The sequence below is a fragment of the Streptomyces griseus genome, assembly GCF_001715295.1.
In the GTDB taxonomy this organism is placed as follows: domain Bacteria; phylum Actinomycetota; class Actinomycetes; order Streptomycetales; family Streptomycetaceae; genus Streptomyces; species Streptomyces griseus_G.
Genome location: NZ_MDKB01000002.1, coordinates 1,918,632 through 1,935,640, shown reverse-complemented (window position 1 = coordinate 1,935,640; position 17,009 = coordinate 1,918,632). Strand labels below are relative to the sequence as shown.

At 73.1% G+C, this 17,009-nt stretch carries 15 protein-coding genes; 1 reads left to right on the top strand and 14 read right to left on the bottom strand.

Annotation, left to right across the window (positions count from 1 at the left end):
• Positions 1-138: 138 nt before the first annotated feature.
• Positions 139-1,422, bottom strand: a complete 1,284-nt coding sequence (locus BA175_RS15265; protein WP_069171812.1) for an adenylosuccinate synthase — start codon at positions 1,420-1,422, stop codon at positions 139-141.
• 186 nt (positions 1,423-1,608) lie between these two features.
• On the opposite strand from BA175_RS15265, the gene BA175_RS15260 reads away from it, so the two are divergent.
• Positions 1,609-2,457: a diacylglycerol kinase gene (locus tag BA175_RS15260; RefSeq protein ID WP_069171811.1), complete on the top strand. Its 849-nt coding sequence runs from the start codon at positions 1,609-1,611 to the stop codon at positions 2,455-2,457.
• A gap of 220 nt (positions 2,458-2,677) precedes the next feature.
• Here BA175_RS15260 and BA175_RS15255 read toward each other — a convergent pair whose 3' ends face one another.
• The 13 genes from BA175_RS15255 to BA175_RS15195 form a co-directional block, all read right to left on the bottom strand.
• Positions 2,678-3,304 (bottom strand): response regulator transcription factor, encoded by a 627-nt coding sequence (locus BA175_RS15255; protein WP_069172130.1) that lies wholly within the window; start codon positions 3,302-3,304, stop codon positions 2,678-2,680.
• A 35-nt stretch (positions 3,305-3,339) separates the two neighbouring features.
• Positions 3,340-4,653, bottom strand: a complete 1,314-nt coding sequence (locus BA175_RS15250; RefSeq protein WP_069171810.1) for a sensor histidine kinase — start codon at positions 4,651-4,653, stop codon at positions 3,340-3,342.
• 74 nt (positions 4,654-4,727) lie between these two features.
• On the bottom strand, positions 4,728-5,606 hold the full coding sequence (locus BA175_RS15245) for an alpha/beta hydrolase family protein (RefSeq protein ID WP_069171809.1): 879 nt from the start codon (positions 5,604-5,606) through the stop codon (positions 4,728-4,730).
• Positions 5,607-5,719: 113 nt separating this feature from the next.
• Positions 5,720-6,916: a kynureninase gene (gene kynU / locus BA175_RS15240; protein WP_069171808.1), complete on the bottom strand. Its 1,197-nt coding sequence runs from the start codon at positions 6,914-6,916 to the stop codon at positions 5,720-5,722.
• Positions 6,909-7,757, bottom strand: coding sequence for a tryptophan 2,3-dioxygenase family protein (locus tag BA175_RS15235; RefSeq protein WP_069171807.1), 849 nt, complete (start codon positions 7,755-7,757; stop codon positions 6,909-6,911). Before BA175_RS15235 ends, kynU begins: the two co-directional genes overlap by 8 nt.
• A 298-nt stretch (positions 7,758-8,055) precedes the next feature.
• Positions 8,056-8,469, bottom strand: a complete 414-nt coding sequence (locus tag BA175_RS15230) for a DUF3151 domain-containing protein (RefSeq protein ID WP_069171806.1) — start codon at positions 8,467-8,469, stop codon at positions 8,056-8,058.
• 3 nt (positions 8,470-8,472) lie between these two features.
• On the bottom strand, positions 8,473-9,966 hold the full coding sequence (locus BA175_RS15225; RefSeq protein WP_069171805.1) for an MFS transporter: 1,494 nt from the start codon (positions 9,964-9,966) through the stop codon (positions 8,473-8,475).
• Positions 9,967-10,068: 102 nt separating this feature from the next.
• The gene (locus BA175_RS15220; RefSeq protein ID WP_069171804.1) at positions 10,069-11,238 is read right to left on the bottom strand and encodes a MalY/PatB family protein; all 1,170 of its coding nucleotides are present in this window, start codon (positions 11,236-11,238) and stop codon (positions 10,069-10,071) included.
• Between the two features lie 189 nt (positions 11,239-11,427).
• Positions 11,428-12,459, bottom strand: coding sequence for a class II fructose-bisphosphate aldolase (gene fbaA / locus BA175_RS15215; RefSeq protein WP_069171803.1), 1,032 nt, complete (start codon positions 12,457-12,459; stop codon positions 11,428-11,430).
• A gap of 166 nt (positions 12,460-12,625) precedes the next feature.
• Entirely contained in the window at positions 12,626-13,165 is a 540-nt protein-coding gene (pyrE, locus tag BA175_RS15210) for an orotate phosphoribosyltransferase (protein ID WP_069172129.1), read from the bottom strand.
• Positions 13,166-13,209: 44 nt separating this feature from the next.
• Positions 13,210-14,004, bottom strand: a complete 795-nt coding sequence (locus BA175_RS15205) for an aldose epimerase (protein ID WP_069171802.1) — start codon at positions 14,002-14,004, stop codon at positions 13,210-13,212.
• A 154-nt stretch (positions 14,005-14,158) separates the two neighbouring features.
• Entirely contained in the window at positions 14,159-15,316 is a 1,158-nt protein-coding gene (locus BA175_RS15200) for an SRPBCC domain-containing protein (RefSeq protein WP_254667874.1), read from the bottom strand.
• Between the two features lie 83 nt (positions 15,317-15,399).
• On the bottom strand, positions 15,400-16,998 hold the full coding sequence (locus tag BA175_RS15195) for a polyamine aminopropyltransferase (RefSeq protein WP_069171800.1): 1,599 nt from the start codon (positions 16,996-16,998) through the stop codon (positions 15,400-15,402).
• Positions 16,999-17,009 lie beyond the last annotated feature (11 nt).

The following is a 17,009-nucleotide window of genomic DNA, read 5'->3' as shown; positions in this document are numbered from 1 at the left end:
GAACGTGCCGGGCACCGGGCGGGCACACCCCGCACGGTGAGGAAACGGCTTCCGGCGCGCGGACCGACGGGCCCCGCACACGGGTGAGGGCCTCCGCCGGACGTGGGGAACGTCCGGCGGAGGCCCTCACGCGCTCCCCTACAGGAAGGAGTTGATCTCGATCGTCTCGGTGCGGCCGGGGCCGACGCCGATCGCGGAGATCGGGGCGCCGGACATCTCCTCCAGCGCCTTCACGTACGCCTGCGCGTTCTTCGGCAGGTCGCCGAAGGTCTTGGCCTTGGTGATGTCCTCGGACCAGCCCGGCAGCATCTCGTAGATCGGCTTCGCGTGGTGGAAGTCGGTCTGGCTGTACGGAAGTTCCTCGACCCGCTTGCCGTCGATCTCGTACGCCACGCACACCGGGATCTGCTCCCAGCCGGTCAGCACGTCCAGCTTCGTGAGGAAGAAGTCCGTGAGGCCGTTGACCCGGGTCGCGTACCGCGCGATCGGGGCGTCGAACCAGCCGCAGCGGCGGTCACGCCCGGTGGTGACACCGCGCTCGCCCCCGATGCGGCGCAGCGCCTCACCGTCCTCGTCGAGAAGTTCGGTCGGGAAGGGTCCGGCACCGACGCGCGTGGTGTAGGCCTTGAGGATGCCGATGACCCGGCTGATCTTCGTCGGGCCGACGCCGGACCCGGTGCAGGCACCGCCCGCCGTCGGGTTCGACGAGGTGACGAAGGGATACGTACCGTGGTCGACGTCCAGGAGGGTCCCCTGGCCGCCCTCGAAGAGGACGACCTTCCCCTCGTCGATGGCGTTGTTGAGGATCAGCGTCGTGTCGGCGACGTAGGGCCTGATCTGCTCCGCGTACTGGAGCATCTCCTCGACGATCTTCTCCGACTCGATCGCGCGCCGGTTGAAGACCTTGGCCAGGAGCTGGTTCTTCTGCTCCAGCGCCGCCTCGACCTTCTGGGTGAGGATCGACTCGTCGTAGAGGTCCTGGACGCGGATGCCGACCCGGTTGATCTTGTCGGCGTACGTCGGGCCGATGCCGCGCCCGGTCGTACCGATCTTGCGCTTCCCGAGGAAGCGTTCCGTCACCTTGTCGACGGTGACGTTGTACGGAGTGATCAAATGAGCGTTGCCGCTGATCAGGAGCTTGGACGTGTCGACGCCTCGCTCGTTCAGACCGCTCAGCTCGGAGAGCAGGACCGCCGGGTCGACCACGACACCGTTACCGATGACCGGGGTACATCCCGGTGACAGGATTCCGGAGGGGAGGAGATGCAGTGCGTACTTCTGGTCGCCAACGACCACCGTGTGGCCGGCATTGTTGCCGCCCTGGTAACGCACCACATAGTCGACGGATCCACCGAGGAGGTCGGTGGCCTTCCCCTTGCCCTCGTCACCCCACTGAGCACCGAGCAGCACAAGTGCGGGCACAGGCGTACACCCCTTCCGGGCGGGGCATGTCCAAGGTCAGGGGGCGTACGTAAAGGTCGTACCTGCCGCACGACGATGTACGGCACAGCCTGAGCCGTCGAACCGGGTGCCCCGGAATAGACGAAGCCCCTGGCGCAATAGCGCAAGGGGCTCTTGCACCAAGATGCTACCCGAGGAAGGACCGAGGTGTCGGCTGCAGAGCCCCCCGGCGACGGCGACCACCAGCTACTCGTACTCATCGACCCCCTCGCCAGGCGCTCCGACGGCGAGTCCGTCCGCATCGCGAAGGACGTGCTGAGCGCCGGTTCCCACGCGAAGATCTGCCTGCCCGACGGCCCGGAGGAGTTCGCCCGGGCCCTGTCGAGGCGGGGCGGGAGGCGTCCGGTGGTCGTGGGCGACGACCATGCGCTGCTGCGGGCGGTGACCCAGCTGCACCGGGAGCGGGAGCTCACGGACAGCACGCTCTCCCTGGTCCCGGTCGGCACGGCGCAGACCCTGGAACTCGCCCACGCGCTCGGCGTGCCCAGGGGCGCGGTCGCGGCGGCGCGCACGGCGCTCGACGGCGTCGCGCGCCGGCTGGACCTGCTGGTCGACGACAGCGACGGGGTGGTCCTGGGGGATCTCCGCATCCCGGCCGGCGGGCCGGCCGGGGGCGGGGCGGCGCCCTCCACGGTCTGGGACACCTGCCGCACGCTGGTGGCCGCCCTGGTACGCCCGGCCCCGGCCTCCGCGTCGGCTGCTCCCCGGGCCCACCGGCTCCGGGTCGAGGCGGACGGCGCCCTGCTGAACGACCTGGACCGGCCGGTCGACGGGGTGTCGGTGACCACGCGGGGCGACGGCGGCCTGGTGGACGTGGTGGTCCACACGGCCACCGGCGAGACCGTCACGGCGGAGGCCAAGGCCGTCACGGTCTCGGGCCCGGATTTCCGCTACCGCGCGGACATACAGGCCGCGGGCCCGGTCCGCACCCGCACCTGGACGGTGCGGGCGGGGGCATGGGGGCTGATACTCCCGGCGGACCCACCCGAAGGCTGAGGGCGCGCGGCGGGGCGGCACCCAGGCACGGGGAGGGGTCCGCCGAGGTTCCACAGCGGGTCCGGTCGGGGCGACCGAGGGTCCGTAGGGAACCGCCCCGTGCCCGGGCGCGTCCCGGGACACATGGAGCGAGGCGAGGCGGCAGGCTACGGCGGCCGCGGGTCTGCGGTCCTCGGAGCGGTCACGGTCCTGCTCGTCCGGGCCTCACCCCGGCGTCACGCTAGCCGGGAGTGACCAGCCGCGCCTCGTACGCGAACACGGCCGCCTGCGTACGGTCGCGCAGGCCGAGTTTCACCAGGATGCGGCTGACATGCGTCTTGATCGTCGACTCGGCGACCACCAGGTGCGAGGCGATCTCCAGGTTCGACAGTCCCTGGGCGATCAGTACGAGGACCTCGGTCTCCCGCTCGGTGAGGTCGCCGATCCGGGCCATGGCGGGCGACCGGGGCGCACCGGCGAGCTTGGAGAACTCCGTGATCAGGCGCCGGGTCACGGTCGGCGCGAGCAGTGCCTCGCCGGAGGCCACGACCCGTACGCCGTCGGCGAGCTGCCGCGCGGAGGCGTCCTTCAGGAGGAAGCCGGACGCTCCCGCCCGCAGTGCCTGGTAGACGTACTCGTCCAGGTCGAACGTCGTCAGGACGAGCACCTTGGCGTCCGCGTCCGCGGCGACGATCTCGCGGGTCGCCTCGATGCCGTTGAGTTCCGGCATGCGGATGTCCATGAGCACCACGTCGGGGCGGAGCGCCGCGACCTGCGAGACGGCCTGCCGGCCGTCGACGGCCTCGCCGACGACCTCGATGCCGGGCATCGCGTTGAGCAGGACGGAGAAGCCCTCGCGGACCATCATCTGGTCGTCGACGACGAGGACGCGGATGGGGTCGCTCACGCCGTTCCGCCCTTCTCCGCGGTGACCTCGGCAGCCGGTACGGGCAGGAACACGGTGACCTCGTACCCGCCGTCCTCCGTCGGCCCGGCCGTCATCTGCCCGTTCAGCATCGCGACCCGCTCCCGCATCCCCGTGATCCCGTGACCGGCCCCCGGCGAGGGCTTGACCAGCCCCCTGGCGGGGCCGTTCACGACGCGCAGCGCCAGCCCGCCGAGCACATGGCCGATCTCCACCCCGGCGGTGGCGCCCGGGGCGTGCCGGAGCGTGTTGCTGAGGGCCTCCTGGACGATCCGGTACGCCGACAGCTCGACGCCCTGCGGGTATGCGCGTACCGCGCCCGTGACCGTCTTCTCCGTATCCAGGCCCGTCTCCCGGACGTTGTCCAGCAGCCGGTCGATCTCGGCGAGGGTGGGCTGCGGGGCGTCCGGCGCCTCGTAGTCCTCCGCCCGTACGACACCGAGGACGCGGCGCAGTTCGGTGAGCGCGGCGACGGCGTTCTCCCGGATCGTGACGAAGGCCTGCTCCAGCTCGGGCGGCGGGTTCTCCACCCGGTACGGGGCGGCCTCGGCCTGGATCGCGACGACCGACATGTGGTGGGCGACGACGTCGTGCAGTTCGCGGGCGATGGTGGTGCGCTCCTCCAGGAGCGTGCGCCGGTCCCGCTCGACGGCGGTGACGGTGCGCTGCACGGTCACCTCGCGCTGCGCCTCGCGGCGGACCTGGATCATGGTGACGACGAGCAGGGCGAAGGCGGAGGTCACGGCCATGGGCGCGGTGTTGGAGAAGCCGGGGCCGAACTCGCCCAGGAAACTCCCGACGAGCAGGGTGATGACCCACATCCAGGCGGCGGTACGTGGCCGGGTCCTCGCCGCGACGACGGTCAGCACGGCCAGATGGCACACGAACGGGGCGGGCGCCCAGGGCCACTCCCCGTTGCCCGCCACAGCCACCAGCGGGGTGCACGCGATCGACACCCAGAACGCGAGGACGGGACGGACCAGGGTCATGAGCAGCGTGACGGCGGGCAGGAAGGCGCTGAGGACGGTCGTGATCCCGAACGGCGCGTAGGTGTTCGCGTCGAAGACGCCTGCGAGCAGCGTGATCCCCGCCACCGCGGCCACCACCGCGTGCGGGAACCAGACGACCCGCCTGCGGAGCGGCTGCGGCAGCCGGCGGATCACCGGCCCGTCCGTGCCCAGGGGACCCATCGGACGGTAGTCGAGCACAGGGTGGAAGAGGTCCTGCCGCAGGTCGCCTATCGCGCCTGCGGCCAGCCGGTACTCCGGGCTTCTGGTCTTCGTCTCGGTCACGCTCCTCACGGTAGGGGAGCACGGCGCGCCGGTCGTCAGCAGTGATACGGATCCCGCGCCGTCCGTCGCAAGTACTACCAGGCCAGTTGGGCGATCTCCTCGGCCACCACCGCGCAGGCGTCCGCCGAGGGGTCGATCAGCGGGAAGTGGCCGACGCCGTCGAGCACCGTCAGCCCGACCATCTCGCCGGCCTTCGCCGCGGCGTCCACGAACGCCTCCGCGACCGCCTGGGGCACGGTGAGGTCGCGGCTGCCCTGCACCACGGCCGTCGCGATCCCGGTCGGCAGCAGCAGGGCCGGATCGGTGTGCGCGGCGCGCTCCGCCGCCTCGTCCGGCCCGCCGAGGAGCTGGTGCACCGCGCCGGAGCAGACGTCCAGCTCCACGGCTGTCGCGAAGTCGGCGATGGGCGCCAGGGCGACGACCCCGCGCAGCGGGGGAGGCGCGGGCAGCCGCCACGGCGACCCGGCCGGGAGGACGTGCCGGGCGGCGGCCCACAGGGCGAGCTGCCCGCCCGCCGAGTGACCGGTGACGACGGTCCTGCGTATGTCGGCCCGGGGGAGGTCACGGGCCGCCAGCCCGGGCAGGGCGTCCATCGCCGCGGCCACGTCGTCGAAGGTCTCGGGCCAGCGTCCGGCGGCGGGCGCGTCCGTGCCCCCTCCCGGTCCGCCTTCGCCGCCGCGCCGGTACTCGACGCTCGCCACGGCGAACCCGCGCCGGGCCAGGAAGCCGGCGAACGGCGAGACGTGGAGCCGGTCGTACGGGGCACGCCAGGCTCCGCCGTGCAGGACGACTACGAGCGGGGCGGCGTCCCGGCCGCCGCGCGGCGCGAAGAAGTCGATCACCTGGTCGGGATGGTCGCCGTAGGCAGCCGACCGGTCGGGGGCGACCGCCGGATGCCCGAGCGCCGACTCGGTCTCGGCGGCGTCCTGATCACGCGCGGCAGAATCCGACATGCTGCTCCAACCGTCCTACGCACAAGCCCAACTGGACCGATCTGCGGGGACGGTACCAGTACGACGGGCGACGGCCGGACGGGACCGGAGAGCGGCCCCGTCCGGCCCGGGGGCTACGCCGTCAGCACCTCCGAGAGGACCCGCGCCGCCCGCTCCGCGTCCGCGAAACCGACGTACAGCGGGGTGAAACCGAACCGCAGGATGTCCGGGCGCCGCAGGTCACCGATCACGCCGCGCCCGATGAGCGCCCGCATCACCGGCTCCGCCTCGGCCGGGTCCTCGCACCGCAACGACACCTGGCTGCCCCGCTCCGCGTGGGCGACCGGGGTGACCGAGGCGACCCGGCCCTCGGGGACGTACGCGGCGACGCACTCCAGGAAGAAGTCCGTCAGAGCCAGGGACTTGGCCCGCACCGCCTCCACACCCACCCCGTCCCACACGTCCAGCGCCGCCTCCAGCGCCAGCATGGAGAGGATGTCCGGAGTGCCGACCCGGCCCCGTACGGAGCCGTCCGCGGGCGTGTACGCGGGGGTCATCCCGAACGGGTCGGCGTGCGACGTCCACCCGGGCAGGGGCGAGTCGAAGGCCGCCTGGTGGCGCTCCGCGACGTACAGGTAGGCGGGCGAACCGGGGCCGCCGTTGAGGTACTTGTACGTGCATCCCACGGCCAGATCCACGCCGTGCGCGTCCAGGCCGACCGGCAGGGCGCCCGCGCTGTGGCACAGGTCCCAGACGGCGAGGGCGCCCGCCCCGTGCACGGCGGCCGTGAGCCCCGGCAGGTCGTGGAGCCTGCCCGTGCGGTAGTCGACGTGGTTGAGCAGGACGGCCGCCGTGCGCGGACCGACGGCGGCCGGCACGTCGGCGGGGGCGACCGGGACGAGGCGGTGCCCCGTCATCCGCGCCGCCGACCCGGCGATGTACCCGTCCGTGGGGAACGTCGTCGCGTCGACGAGGATCTCGTCGCGTCCGTCGCCGGCCAGCCGGCTCGCGGCCACCACGGCCTTGAAGACGTTGACGCTCGTGGAGTCACCCACCACGATCCGGCCGGGGGCCGCGCCGACCAGCGGGGCGATGCGGTCGCCGATCCGCTCGGGCGCCGTCCACCAGCCGCTCTCGTCCCAGGAGCGGATGCGCAGCGCGCCCCACTCCCGGGTGATGACGTCCTGCAGGCGGGCGGGGACGTGGCGGGGCAGCGCGCCCAGCGAGTTCCCGTCGAGGTACACGGTGTCGTCGAGGGCGAACAGCTCGCGGTGCGCGGCGAGTTCGTCGGCGGTGTCGAGCGCCTGTGCGCGCTCCCCCAGGTCAGACATGGCTGCGCGCCGTCCACAGCTCGGGGAAGACGGTCTTGGTGGCCCGCTTCTCCAGCCAGGCGACCCCGGCCGAGCCCCCGGTGCCGGTCTTGGAACCCATCGCGCGCCGGGTGGCGGTCAGGTGGTCGTTGCGCCAGCGCCACACCAGTTCGGCGACGTCGGTCAGCACCTCGCCGAGCCGCACGAGCTCGTCGTTCTGGTCCGGGGCGGCGTAGATCTCCGCCCAGACGGCCTCGACCTCGGGGGACGGCTCGTACTTCTGCGACAGGTCGCGGGTGAGCACCGACTGCGGGACGGCGTGGCCGCGCCGGGCCAGCAGCGCGAGCGTCTCGTCGTACAGACCGGGCTCGTGGAGCGCCTTCTCCAGCTCGGCGTGGACACGGGGCGCGCCCCGGTGCGGCACCAGCATGGACGCCGACTTGTCACCCAGCAGGAACTCCATCCGCCGGTACATCGCCGACTGGAATCCGGATCCCTCGCCGAGCGAGCCCCGGTAGGAGTTGAACTGCGCGGGGGTGAGTCCGGCCAGCGGCTTCCAGGAGGCGTTCAGCGCCTCCAGCTCCCGCAGCGAGCGCTTCAGCGCGTCGCGCGCCACCTGGACGCGGTCCTCGCGCAGGGCGTGCGCCGCGGTCTCCCACTCATGGACGATGACGGTGAACCACAGCTCCATGACCTGGGTGGTGACCAGGAAGACCATCTCTCCGGGATCCTCGGAGCGCAGGTGCTGCAGATGGGTCAGGACATCCGCCTGGACATAGTCCTCGTACGGAGTCGTACCCGCGAAGTCCAGATGCGGGGAGTCCGCACCGGTGGCTTCGGGGTCGGGGTGGATGGTCGACATTTCTGTCTCCTCGACACGAGCTTCCGGGTAGCGGTCCGCCCCTTCCTGAGAGGTAGTGGAGCTCCGGTCCCCTGTCGGCATCCTAAGGGCTGTCCCGCAAGCTTCGCTTCGTCGCGCCACCCGGGGCGCACGCCCGCAGCGTCGGCAGGACGTCCTGGAAGCTCCTCCGCCGGGGCGTCCGCCCGCCGGGACGGCACTCCCCCTGGGGCGGACAGCACCGGTCACGGCACCGGGCCGGTCCCGTCCGGCACGCTCCGGGCCCCGCGGGCGCTGCCCGCGGGGCCCGGAGAGGGGCGGGTCAGCCCAGGGTGTCGGCGGCGGTCTGCGAGGAGTCGCGCAGGAAGGACGAGCAGCGCTCGTACTCGTCCTGCTCACCGATCGACTGCGCGGCGCGCGCCAGGGCGTGCAGCGCACGCAGGAAGCCCCGGTTCGGCTCGTGCTCGAACGGCACAGGGCCGTGGCCCTTCCAGCCGGCCCGGCGCAGGGCGTCCAGGCCGCGGTGGTAGCCGGTGCGGGCGTACGCGTAGGACTCGACGACCCGGCCGCCCTCGTACGCCTCGTCGGCGAGCTGCGCCCACGCCAGCGAGGACGTGGGGTACTTCGCGGCGACGTCGGCGGGTGCGGTACCGGCCGCGAGCAGCTCGCGCGGCTCCGGGTCGTCGGGCAGGTGGGTCGGGGCAGGGCCCCCGAGCAGGTTCTCGTGGATGGACATGGCTCAAGTGTGCCTGTCCCCGGGGCCGGGCTCCAAGGGAGGGGCGGTGACCCCGCAGTGCGTCGCGCACACCGGCCGGGCGGCCCGCGTGGCCCGCGGCCCGGTCCGCAGACTCCACCAGGCGATCACCGACCCCGCCACCAGAAGCCCGGCGCACATCGGCATCGCCCGCCGGAAGGTCGAGGCGAATTCACCGGCGTCCCGGTACGCCTCCGGGCCCATCCCGGCCAGCAGGGGGAGCGCGGCCACCGCGATCAGGCCGGCGGCCCGCGCGGCGGCGTTGTTGATCCCGCTGGCGAGCCCGGCCCGCCCGGTGTCCACGGCGGCCAGCACCGTCGCGGTGAGCGGCGCGACCAGGGTGACCATGCCGAGCCCCAGCACCAGGACGGCCGGCAGCACGTCCCGCCCGTACGAGGCACCCGGGCCGACCCGCAGCATCAGCAGCATGCCGGCGGCCGCCAGCAGCGGGCCCACGGTGAGCGGGACGCGGGGCCCGACGCGCCGGCCGAAGTCTCCGGCCGACGCGGAGAAGAGCAGCATCAGGACGGTGGTCGGCAGCAGCGCGGTGCCCGCGCCGAGCGCCGAGTACCCGGCGACGACCTGGAGCTGGATCGCGGACAGGAAGAAGAACCCACCGAATGCCGCGTACACGCAGAACGTGACGATGTTGACGGCGGTGAACCGCCGGGAGGCGAAGACCGAGGGTGGCACCATCGGCTCCGCCCGCCGCCTCTCCACCTGCACGAAGAGCGCCCCCAGCACCACTCCGGCGACGGCCGCACCGATGACCAGGGGCGACGCGCTCTGCTCCGGCACCTCGATCAGGGCGTACGTGACCAGGGCGAGCGAGAGCGCGGCCAGCGCGGCACCGAGCACGTCGAAGCCCTTGTGGGCGCCGGGCTCCCGGGACTCCGGGACGTGGCGCAGCGCGACGGGCACGCAGACGGCGGCCAGCGGAAGGTTCAGCAGGAACACCCACCGCCAGCCCGGCCCGTCCACCAGCCAGCCGCCGAGGAACGGCCCGACCGCGGCCCCGACCCCGCCGAGACCGGACCAGAGCCCGACCGCGCGGGCCCGGTCGTCGGGGTGGAAGCTCGCCTGGATGATGGCCAGCGAACCGGGGGTGAGCAGCGCGCCGCCCACCCCCTGCAGCGCCCGCGCGGCGACCAGCACACCCGCGTCGGGCGCGATCCCGCAGAGCAGCGAGGCCCCGGCGAACCAGACGATCCCGACGACGAAGACCCGGCGCCTGCCGAACCGGTCCCCGAGCGTGCCCCCGAGGAGGATGAGCCCGGCCAGCGTGAGCATGTAGGCGTTGACCGTCCACTGCAGGGCGGCGAGGTCGGTGCCGAGGTCCGCGCCGATGCGGGGCAGGGCGACGTTGATGACCGTGGAGTCGAGCAGGGCCATGCTCGACCCGAGGACGGTGGTCAGGACCACCCAGCGCCCGGGTGCCGAGGCCACGCGGATGTCACCGTCGGAGGTCGTCTCGCCCATGTGCCCAGCATCGGGGCCGCCGCGCCCGGGGGCCACCCGGTCGGCGCCGGACGTTCGGACGGTGTCCCCCGGCGACGGTGTCGCCGGCCGGGCCCGGCTCCCCTATGCCGCCGGGCGCACGGCCCCCAGCGCGCGCACCAGGGCCGCCACTCCGGCCTCCGCCTTGCGGCGTGGGCAGCCCACGTTCAGACGGAGGAAACCCGGGGCCCCGTACACCGATCCCGGCATGATCGCGGTCCTCTCCCGCTCGATCAGCACCCGCTGCAGCGCCTCGTCGTCCACGCCCAGCGGGCGGAGGTCCACCCACGCGAGGTAGCCGGCCTGCGGCGGCTCCCAGCCCAGCTCCGGGAAGGCCCCGTTCAGGCGGTCCGCGACCAGGGCGAGGTTCCCGGCGGTGTACTCCCGCACCGCGTCCAGCCAGGCGGCACCCTCGCGGTAGGCGGCGATGTGGGCGGTCAGGGAGAGGACCGCGGGGGAGGCCAGTCCCTCCGCCGTCTCCATGCGGCGCAGGAACTCCGCGTGGTCGGCCGGGTCACCGATCAACCCGTAGGACCCCGTCAGCGCGGGGAAGTTGAAGGCCTTGGACGCCGAGGTGACGACCGCCCAGCGGCCGTCGCCCGCGACCCTGACCCAGGGCACGTGCGTGTACCCCTCGTGGACGAAGTCCGCGTGGATCTCGTCGCTGATCACCGCGACCCCGTGACGGGCCGCGAGCGCGGCCGTTTCCCGGAGCTCCGCCTCCGTCCACACCCGGCCCGTCGGGTTGTGCGGCGAGCACAGCACCAGCACCTTCGCGTCGGGGCGGGCGAGCTCCCGCTCCAGCGCCCCGGTGTCCCCCAGCGGCACCCCGCGCAGCTCCCGGCCGAGCCCGGTGACCGCCTTGCGGAAGCCGTCGTACGTGGGCGTGTGGAGGACGACGCCCTCCCCCTCCCGCGTCCACATCCGGACCAGCTGCGACACCTGGCTGAGGACGGAGGGGCCGTAGACCAGCCGGCCGGTGTCGATCGTGGTGCCGTACCGCGTCGCGTACCAGTGCGCGACGGCCGAGCGGAAGTCGTCCTGCCGCCAGGTGGTGTAGCCGAGGACTCCGTGGCCGAGGCGGGCGCGCAGCGCGCTCAGCACCTCGGGCGCGGTCTCGAAGTCCATGTCGGAGATGGTGAACGGCAGCAGCCCGTCCACCCCGAACCGGTCGGCGACCCCGTCCCACTGGACGCACCAGGTGCCCCGGCGGTCGACGGCGGTGTCGAAGTCGTAGCGCGCGGCCCTGCTCACGGACGTTCCTTCCTCACCGGTACGGCCGTGGGCCCGGCCTCCCGTGGTGACGGGAGGCCGGGCCCACGCGCACGTCCACGACGTGCGTGCCCGCTTGTACGGGTACGCGCTCCGCCGGCCTCGGCTCACACGTCCTGCCGAGTTCCGGCGTGCTCCGGCCCCTGTGCCCGGTCGGGCCGGGGCCGCGTCCTACTTGAGCTTGGTGCCGGAGGAGCGCAGGTTGGCGCAGGCCTCCGTGACACGCTTGGCCATGCCGCCCTCGGCGGACTTGCCCCAGCTGCGCGGGTCGTAGACCTTCTTGTTGCCGACCTCGCCGTCGACCTTGAGCACGCCGTCGTAGTTGCGGAACACGTGGTCCACGATCGGGCGGGTGAAGGCGTACTGGGTGTCGGTGTCGAGGTTCATCTTCACCACGCCGTTCTCCAGGGCGGTGGCGATCTCCTCGGCCGTGGAGCCGGAGCCGCCGTGGAAGACGAAGTCGAAGGGCTGGCTGCCGGCTGCCTTGCCGTACGTGGACGCGACGCCCTCCTGGAGGTCCTTGAGAAGCTCGGGACGCAGGACGACGTTGCCCGGCTTGTAGACACCGTGGACGTTGCCGAAGGACGCGGCCAGCAGGTAGCGGCCCTTCTCGCCCAGGCCGAGCGCCTCGGCGGTCCGCAGGGCGTCGTCGACGGTCGTGTACAGCTCGTCGTTGATCTCGTGCGTGACGCCGTCCTCCTCGCCACCGGTCGGGGTGATCTCGACCTCGAGGATGATCTTGGCGGCGGCGGCCTTGGCCAGCAGCTCCTGGCCGATGGCCAGGTTGTCGGCGAGGGTCTCGGCCGAACCGTCCCACATGTGGGACTGGAAGAGCGGGTTCAGGCCCTTGGCGACACGCTCGGCGGAGACCTCGAGCAGCGGACGGACGTAACCGTCCAGCTTGTCCTTGGGGCAGTGGTCGGTGTGCAGGGCGACCGTGATGTCGTACTTGGCGGCGACGATGTGCGCGAACTCGGCGAGGGCCACTGCGCCCGTCACCATGTCCTTGTTGTACTGGCCGCCCAGGAATTCGGCCCCACCGGTGGAGATCTGGACGATGCCGTCGCTCTCCGCCTCCGCGAAGCCGCGCAGCGCAGCGTGCAGGGTCTGGGTCGACGTCACGTTGATGGCCGGGTAGGCGAACTTGCCTGCCTTCGCCCGGTCGAGCATCTCGGCGTAGACCTCGGGGGTTGCGATGGGCATCTGTCCGCTCCTTGGGATGTGCGGGTGTGCAGTGCTTGGTCCCTGACCTGGGGGCGACGTCATCGTCGCCCCCATCTTCCCAGACTCTCGTCCCGGCTCCGCCCTGCCCATCGGGTAGCGGGCCAGGTTTCACGTGAAACCTGGCACCTCCCTGCAAACCCGCAGGTCAGGACAGGCCGAGGTCCGCCACGGAGTAGACGTTGACGTACGGCAGCCCCGCCTCGGCGATCGCCGGAGCGGCCCCCCGCTCGACGATCACGGCGACGGCGACGACCTCACCGCCGGCTTCGCGCACCGCCTCCACCGCCGTCAGCGGCGAACCGCCGGTCGTCGAGGTGTCCTCGACGACGAGGCAGCGGCGGCCCTTGACGTCCGTGCCCTCGATCCGGCGCTGCATCCCGTGCGCCTTCTGCGCCTTGCGGACGACGAACGCGTCCAGGCTCTTCCCGCGTGCGGCGGAGGCGTGCAGCATCGAGGTGGCGACCGGGTCGGCGCCCAGCGTCAGACCGCCGACGCAGTCGTAGTCCAGCTCGGCGGTGGCATCGAGCATCACCTGGCCGACGAGCGGCGCGGCCGTGCCGTCCAGCGTGATCCGGCGCAGGTCGATGTACCAGTCGGCTTCCAGACCCGAGGAGAGGGTCACCTTGCCGTGCACCACGGCCTTGTCCTTGATCTGCTGGAGCAGCTCAGCGCGTACGTCAGTCATGCCCATGAGGGTAACGGCCGGGGCGGCGGGTACCGCGCGGCCGCTCAGAGCCGCACCCAGCTCCAGGTGGCCGCGATCTCCAGGGGGTCGATCGGTGTGACCAGCCGAGGGGTGGTGTTCAGCCCGTTCGGCGGTCCGGACTGCGGCTCCACACAGACCGCCTCGGCCTGCTCGTCGTAGATCACGACCCACTCGTCCCGGCTCCTGACCGTCAGCTCGAGCTGCTCGGGCCAGGTGAGCTTCACATCGACGCCGTCGGGCATCCCGAAGCAGTCGTCCCAAGGACCGGGAAGAGGGTCGATACGCCGGCCGGTCGGCAGGTGGTCGTCGCCCCGCTCCTCCTGCCAGGCCGCGTCGAAGGCGATCCGCACGTCCTGCCCCCCGAGGTTCCGGAGGAACCATGGATGCCAACCGGCCTGCGCCGGGAAGGAGTCCCCGTAGGTCTCGATGCCGAGACGGAGGGTCAGTGCGTCCTCGGTCAGCTCGAAGGACTGCGTCACCCGTCCCTCGTACGGCCAGGGGTCGGCCAGGTCGTAGAAGAAGGCCGCTTCCGCGTCGTCCTGCCGGGCAAGCTGCCACGTGGTGTCGCGGCCGGTGCCGTGAATGGCGTGCGGCGGGGAGTTCAGAGGCAGTTGGTGCGGCTCGCCGCCGTTGCGGAAGAGGCCGTTCTCGGTGCGGCCGCACCACGGCACCATCGGGAAGCAGCCGTACCGCTCGCCCTGGCGCAGCAGTTCGGCGCCTCGGATGCGCAGGCTGCGGATCCGGCAGCCATGGACGGGGTCGACGGTCAACTCGGCGTCGCCGGCGGTCAGCCGGACGCTCTTCTCAGCTCTGCTCACCCCCACGACACTACTGGCGCGCGGCCGGGGAGGTGGCCTGCCGTCCTCCGGATCGGCGTGCGACGCCGGGGCCCGGCGAGGCCACGGGGCCTCCGGCCCACAGGGCCTCAGGGCCTCAGGGCGAGCACGGCCGGCACGTCCACCGGGCCGGGCCTCACCGGCGGCGGCGCAGGGCCCGGCCGATGACGACGGCCGAGGCGATCGCCAGCGCGGCGGCCGGAGCGGCCCAGCGCAGCGCGATGCCGGCGGGGCTCGTGTCGGGCGACGGCACGGGGGCGTACCGGCCGCGCGGCGGGGCGTGGTCGACCTCCTCCGTACTGCGGCCGATCATGGTGCGGCGGGCGTGCGCGGCCTCGGCCGGCGGTTCGTCCGGCACGGTGAACTCCAGCTCCGCGGCAGGATCGAGGGCCGATGGCGGCACGGGCGCGTCGAACACCGACTCGCTGCCGGGCTCCTCCTCGGACGGCCCGGACGGCTGCTCCGCGGAAGGCTGCTCCTCCTCGGACGGCCGCTCTTCCCGGGGCGGCTGTTCCTCCCCGGACGGCTGCTCCCCGGACGACCTCTGCTCTTCCCCGGACGGCTGCTGTCCCCGGGACGTCCGCTCCTCCCCGGAGGGCTGCTCCCCGGCGGGTGATCCAGGGGCCGACGCGCCGGCAGCGGGCTTCTCCGCGGCCGGTACGTCCTGCGGTACGTCCACTGCGGGGGCGTCCACCGCCCCTTCGTCGGCCGGAGCGTCCGCCGTTCCCTCCTCAGCCGGAGCGTCCGCAGTCGGCACGTCCGCGACCGGCCGGCCGGCCGTGCCGGAGGCGGAAGCCCCGCCGGACTCCTCCCCGTCCCGCGCGGTGACGTCCCGGTCCGTCGACGCGTCGTCCCCGTCCCGCGACGCCAGCGCCTCCGTCACCAACTGCTGCGTCAGCCGGTCCAGCAGCCGGTGCGCGGCCGCGAGGGCCGCGTCCTCCTCCAGGTCGACGATGCGGCCGTCGCCGCTCGCCGTCCCGGCGAACCCGATCGTCGTACCGCCGTCCGACTCGGTGAGGCCGATCGTCAGGGCGAGCTGCGCCGAGCCCGTGCCCCGGGCCTCCACCCCTTCCCCCGTCACGGAGAAGCCGGTGCCGGAGGGACGCAGCGCCAGCGATCCGCGGTACGTGATCGTGTGACCGCCGACCCGGAGCTTCAGACGGCCCGCCAGCGGGCCTGCGGCCGCGTCGGCGTCCTGCTGGAAGCCCGGGACACAGCGCGCCACCCGCGCAGGATCACCCAGCGTCCGCCGAAGGGACGCGACCGGAACCGGAACGAACACCTCATGCTCCATATCGTCCGAGCCTACTCAGCCCCGGCCGTCCCGTCAGCGCTTCCCCACCCGGGACTCCTCACGGACCCCTGTCGTGGCTCGTCTCACGTCCCTTCCCGGTAGCGCGGGTGGACCAGCGTCGAGGGGGGTACGTCCGGCTGCCGTAATCGCTCCGCGGACCGTCCGGCCGCCGCCAGTTCCCGTTCCCCCAGCGACCGGAGCGCCGGAGCCCGCGGGTCGGTACCGAGTCGCCCCACCCTGTGCGGGGCGGCCAGGACGAAGCCCCAGTCGGGGGGTGCGCCCGGCCCGCCCGCCGCCCGGCCGGAACCCGCGGCAGCGCCGGTGAGCCGCCCCTCGACGCGGTACGGGCGGGTCGCCAGACCGCCCGCGCGTATCGAGGCCTCCACCGTCCAGAACGTCGCCCGCCCGCTGCCCGGAGCCCCCGCGTGCACCACCAGCCGCCCGCCCGGAGCGAGGACCCGGGAGACAAGACCGTAGAACTCGGCCGAGTAGAGCTTCGTACTGGCCGTGATGCGCGGATCCGGCAGGTCGGAGATGACCACGTCGTACCGGTCGCGCGTGGCCCGGAGCCAGGTGAACGCGTCCCCCGTGGCCGTCGTCAGCCGCGCGTCCTCCAGCGCGTGCCCGTTCAGCTGCGAGAGCGCCGGGTCCGTGCGGGCCAGCCGGGTGACTCCCGGATCGAGTTCGACCACGACGACGGACCGCACGTCGCGATAGCGCAGCACCTCGCGGGCGGCCAGCCCGTCACCTCCGCCCAGGACGAGGACACGCCCGTGGGGCCCCTTCATCGCCGGGTGGACCAGCGCCTCGTGGAAAGGGCACTCGTCGCGGGAGCTGGCCCGCAGCCGGCCGTCCAGATAGAGGTCGAGCGAGCCGCGTCCCGCCCCCGTCAGGACGACCTCCTGCACCCCGGTCCGCACGGCGACCCGCACCTCGGCGCCGTACACCGCGCGCCGCGCAGCCCGCTCGAAGTCGTCGACCAGCACCGACGCCGTCGCGAGCAGGACGATCACCGTGACGTCGACGACGATCAGCAGCCGCCGCGCCCCGGGGGTGAGGTCCCGCCGGAACACCCACAGCACCAGCGCGCCCCCGGCCGCCGCGTTGACCGCGCCGGTGCACAGCGCACCGGAGAGCTGTCCCATCCGCGGAAGGAGGAGGAACGGAAAGGCGAGGCCGCCGACGAGCGCTCCGACGTAGTCGGCGGCGAAGAGGTCGGCGACGGCCCCGCCCGCGTCCTGCCGGTCGACCCGCTGGATCAGCGTCATCAGCAGGGGGATCTCCGCCCCGATCAGAACGCCGATGACCAGGGAGAACCCGACCAGTACGTGACGCGACTCGCCCAGCCACGCGAAGGACGCGTACAGGACGAGCGCCGAGGCGCCGCCGACCAGGGCCAGGGCCGCCTCGATCAGCCCGAACCCGACGGCGGCACGGCTGCGTAAACGTTTCGCGAGCAGCGAGCCCAAGCCCATCGCGAACACCATCACGGAGAGCACCACGGAGGCCTGGGTGACCGTGTCGCCGACGAGGTAGGAGGCCAGCGCGACGAGCTCCAGCTCGTACACCAGCCCGCACGCGGCGCAGACGAAGACCACGGCCAGCACCAGGAAGCGGCCGGTCCTCGGCCGCACCGGAAGCCGCGCCGCGCCCCCGCGCTGCGACACCTCGTGGTCGATCATGAAACAGACGC

Coding starts and splice junctions, on each gene's coding strand:
- BA175_RS15255 (WP_069172130.1), bottom strand. CDS start 3,304: ATGATGGTCCGCGAGGGCTTCTCCGTCCTGCTCAACGCGATGCCCGGC.
- BA175_RS15245 (WP_069171809.1), bottom strand. CDS start 5,606: ATGTCGGATTCTGCCGCGCGTGATCAGGACGCCGCCGAGACCGAGTCG.
- kynU (WP_069171808.1), bottom strand. CDS start 6,916: ATGTCTGACCTGGGGGAGCGCGCACAGGCGCTCGACACCGCCGACGAA.
- BA175_RS15235 (WP_069171807.1), bottom strand. CDS start 7,757: ATGTCGACCATCCACCCCGACCCCGAAGCCACCGGTGCGGACTCCCCG.
- BA175_RS15230 (WP_069171806.1), bottom strand. CDS start 8,469: ATGTCCATCCACGAGAACCTGCTCGGGGGCCCTGCCCCGACCCACCTG.
- BA175_RS15225 (WP_069171805.1), bottom strand. CDS start 9,966: ATGGGCGAGACGACCTCCGACGGTGACATCCGCGTGGCCTCGGCACCC.
- fbaA (WP_069171803.1), bottom strand. CDS start 12,459: ATGCCCATCGCAACCCCCGAGGTCTACGCCGAGATGCTCGACCGGGCG.
- pyrE (WP_069172129.1), bottom strand. CDS start 13,165: ATGACTGACGTACGCGCTGAGCTGCTCCAGCAGATCAAGGACAAGGCC.
- BA175_RS15200 (WP_254667874.1), bottom strand. CDS start 15,316: ATGGAGCATGAGGTGTTCGTTCCGGTTCCGGTCGCGTCCCTTCGGCGG.
- BA175_RS15195 (WP_069171800.1), bottom strand. CDS start 16,998: ATGATCGACCACGAGGTGTCGCAGCGCGGGGGCGCGGCGCGGCTTCCG.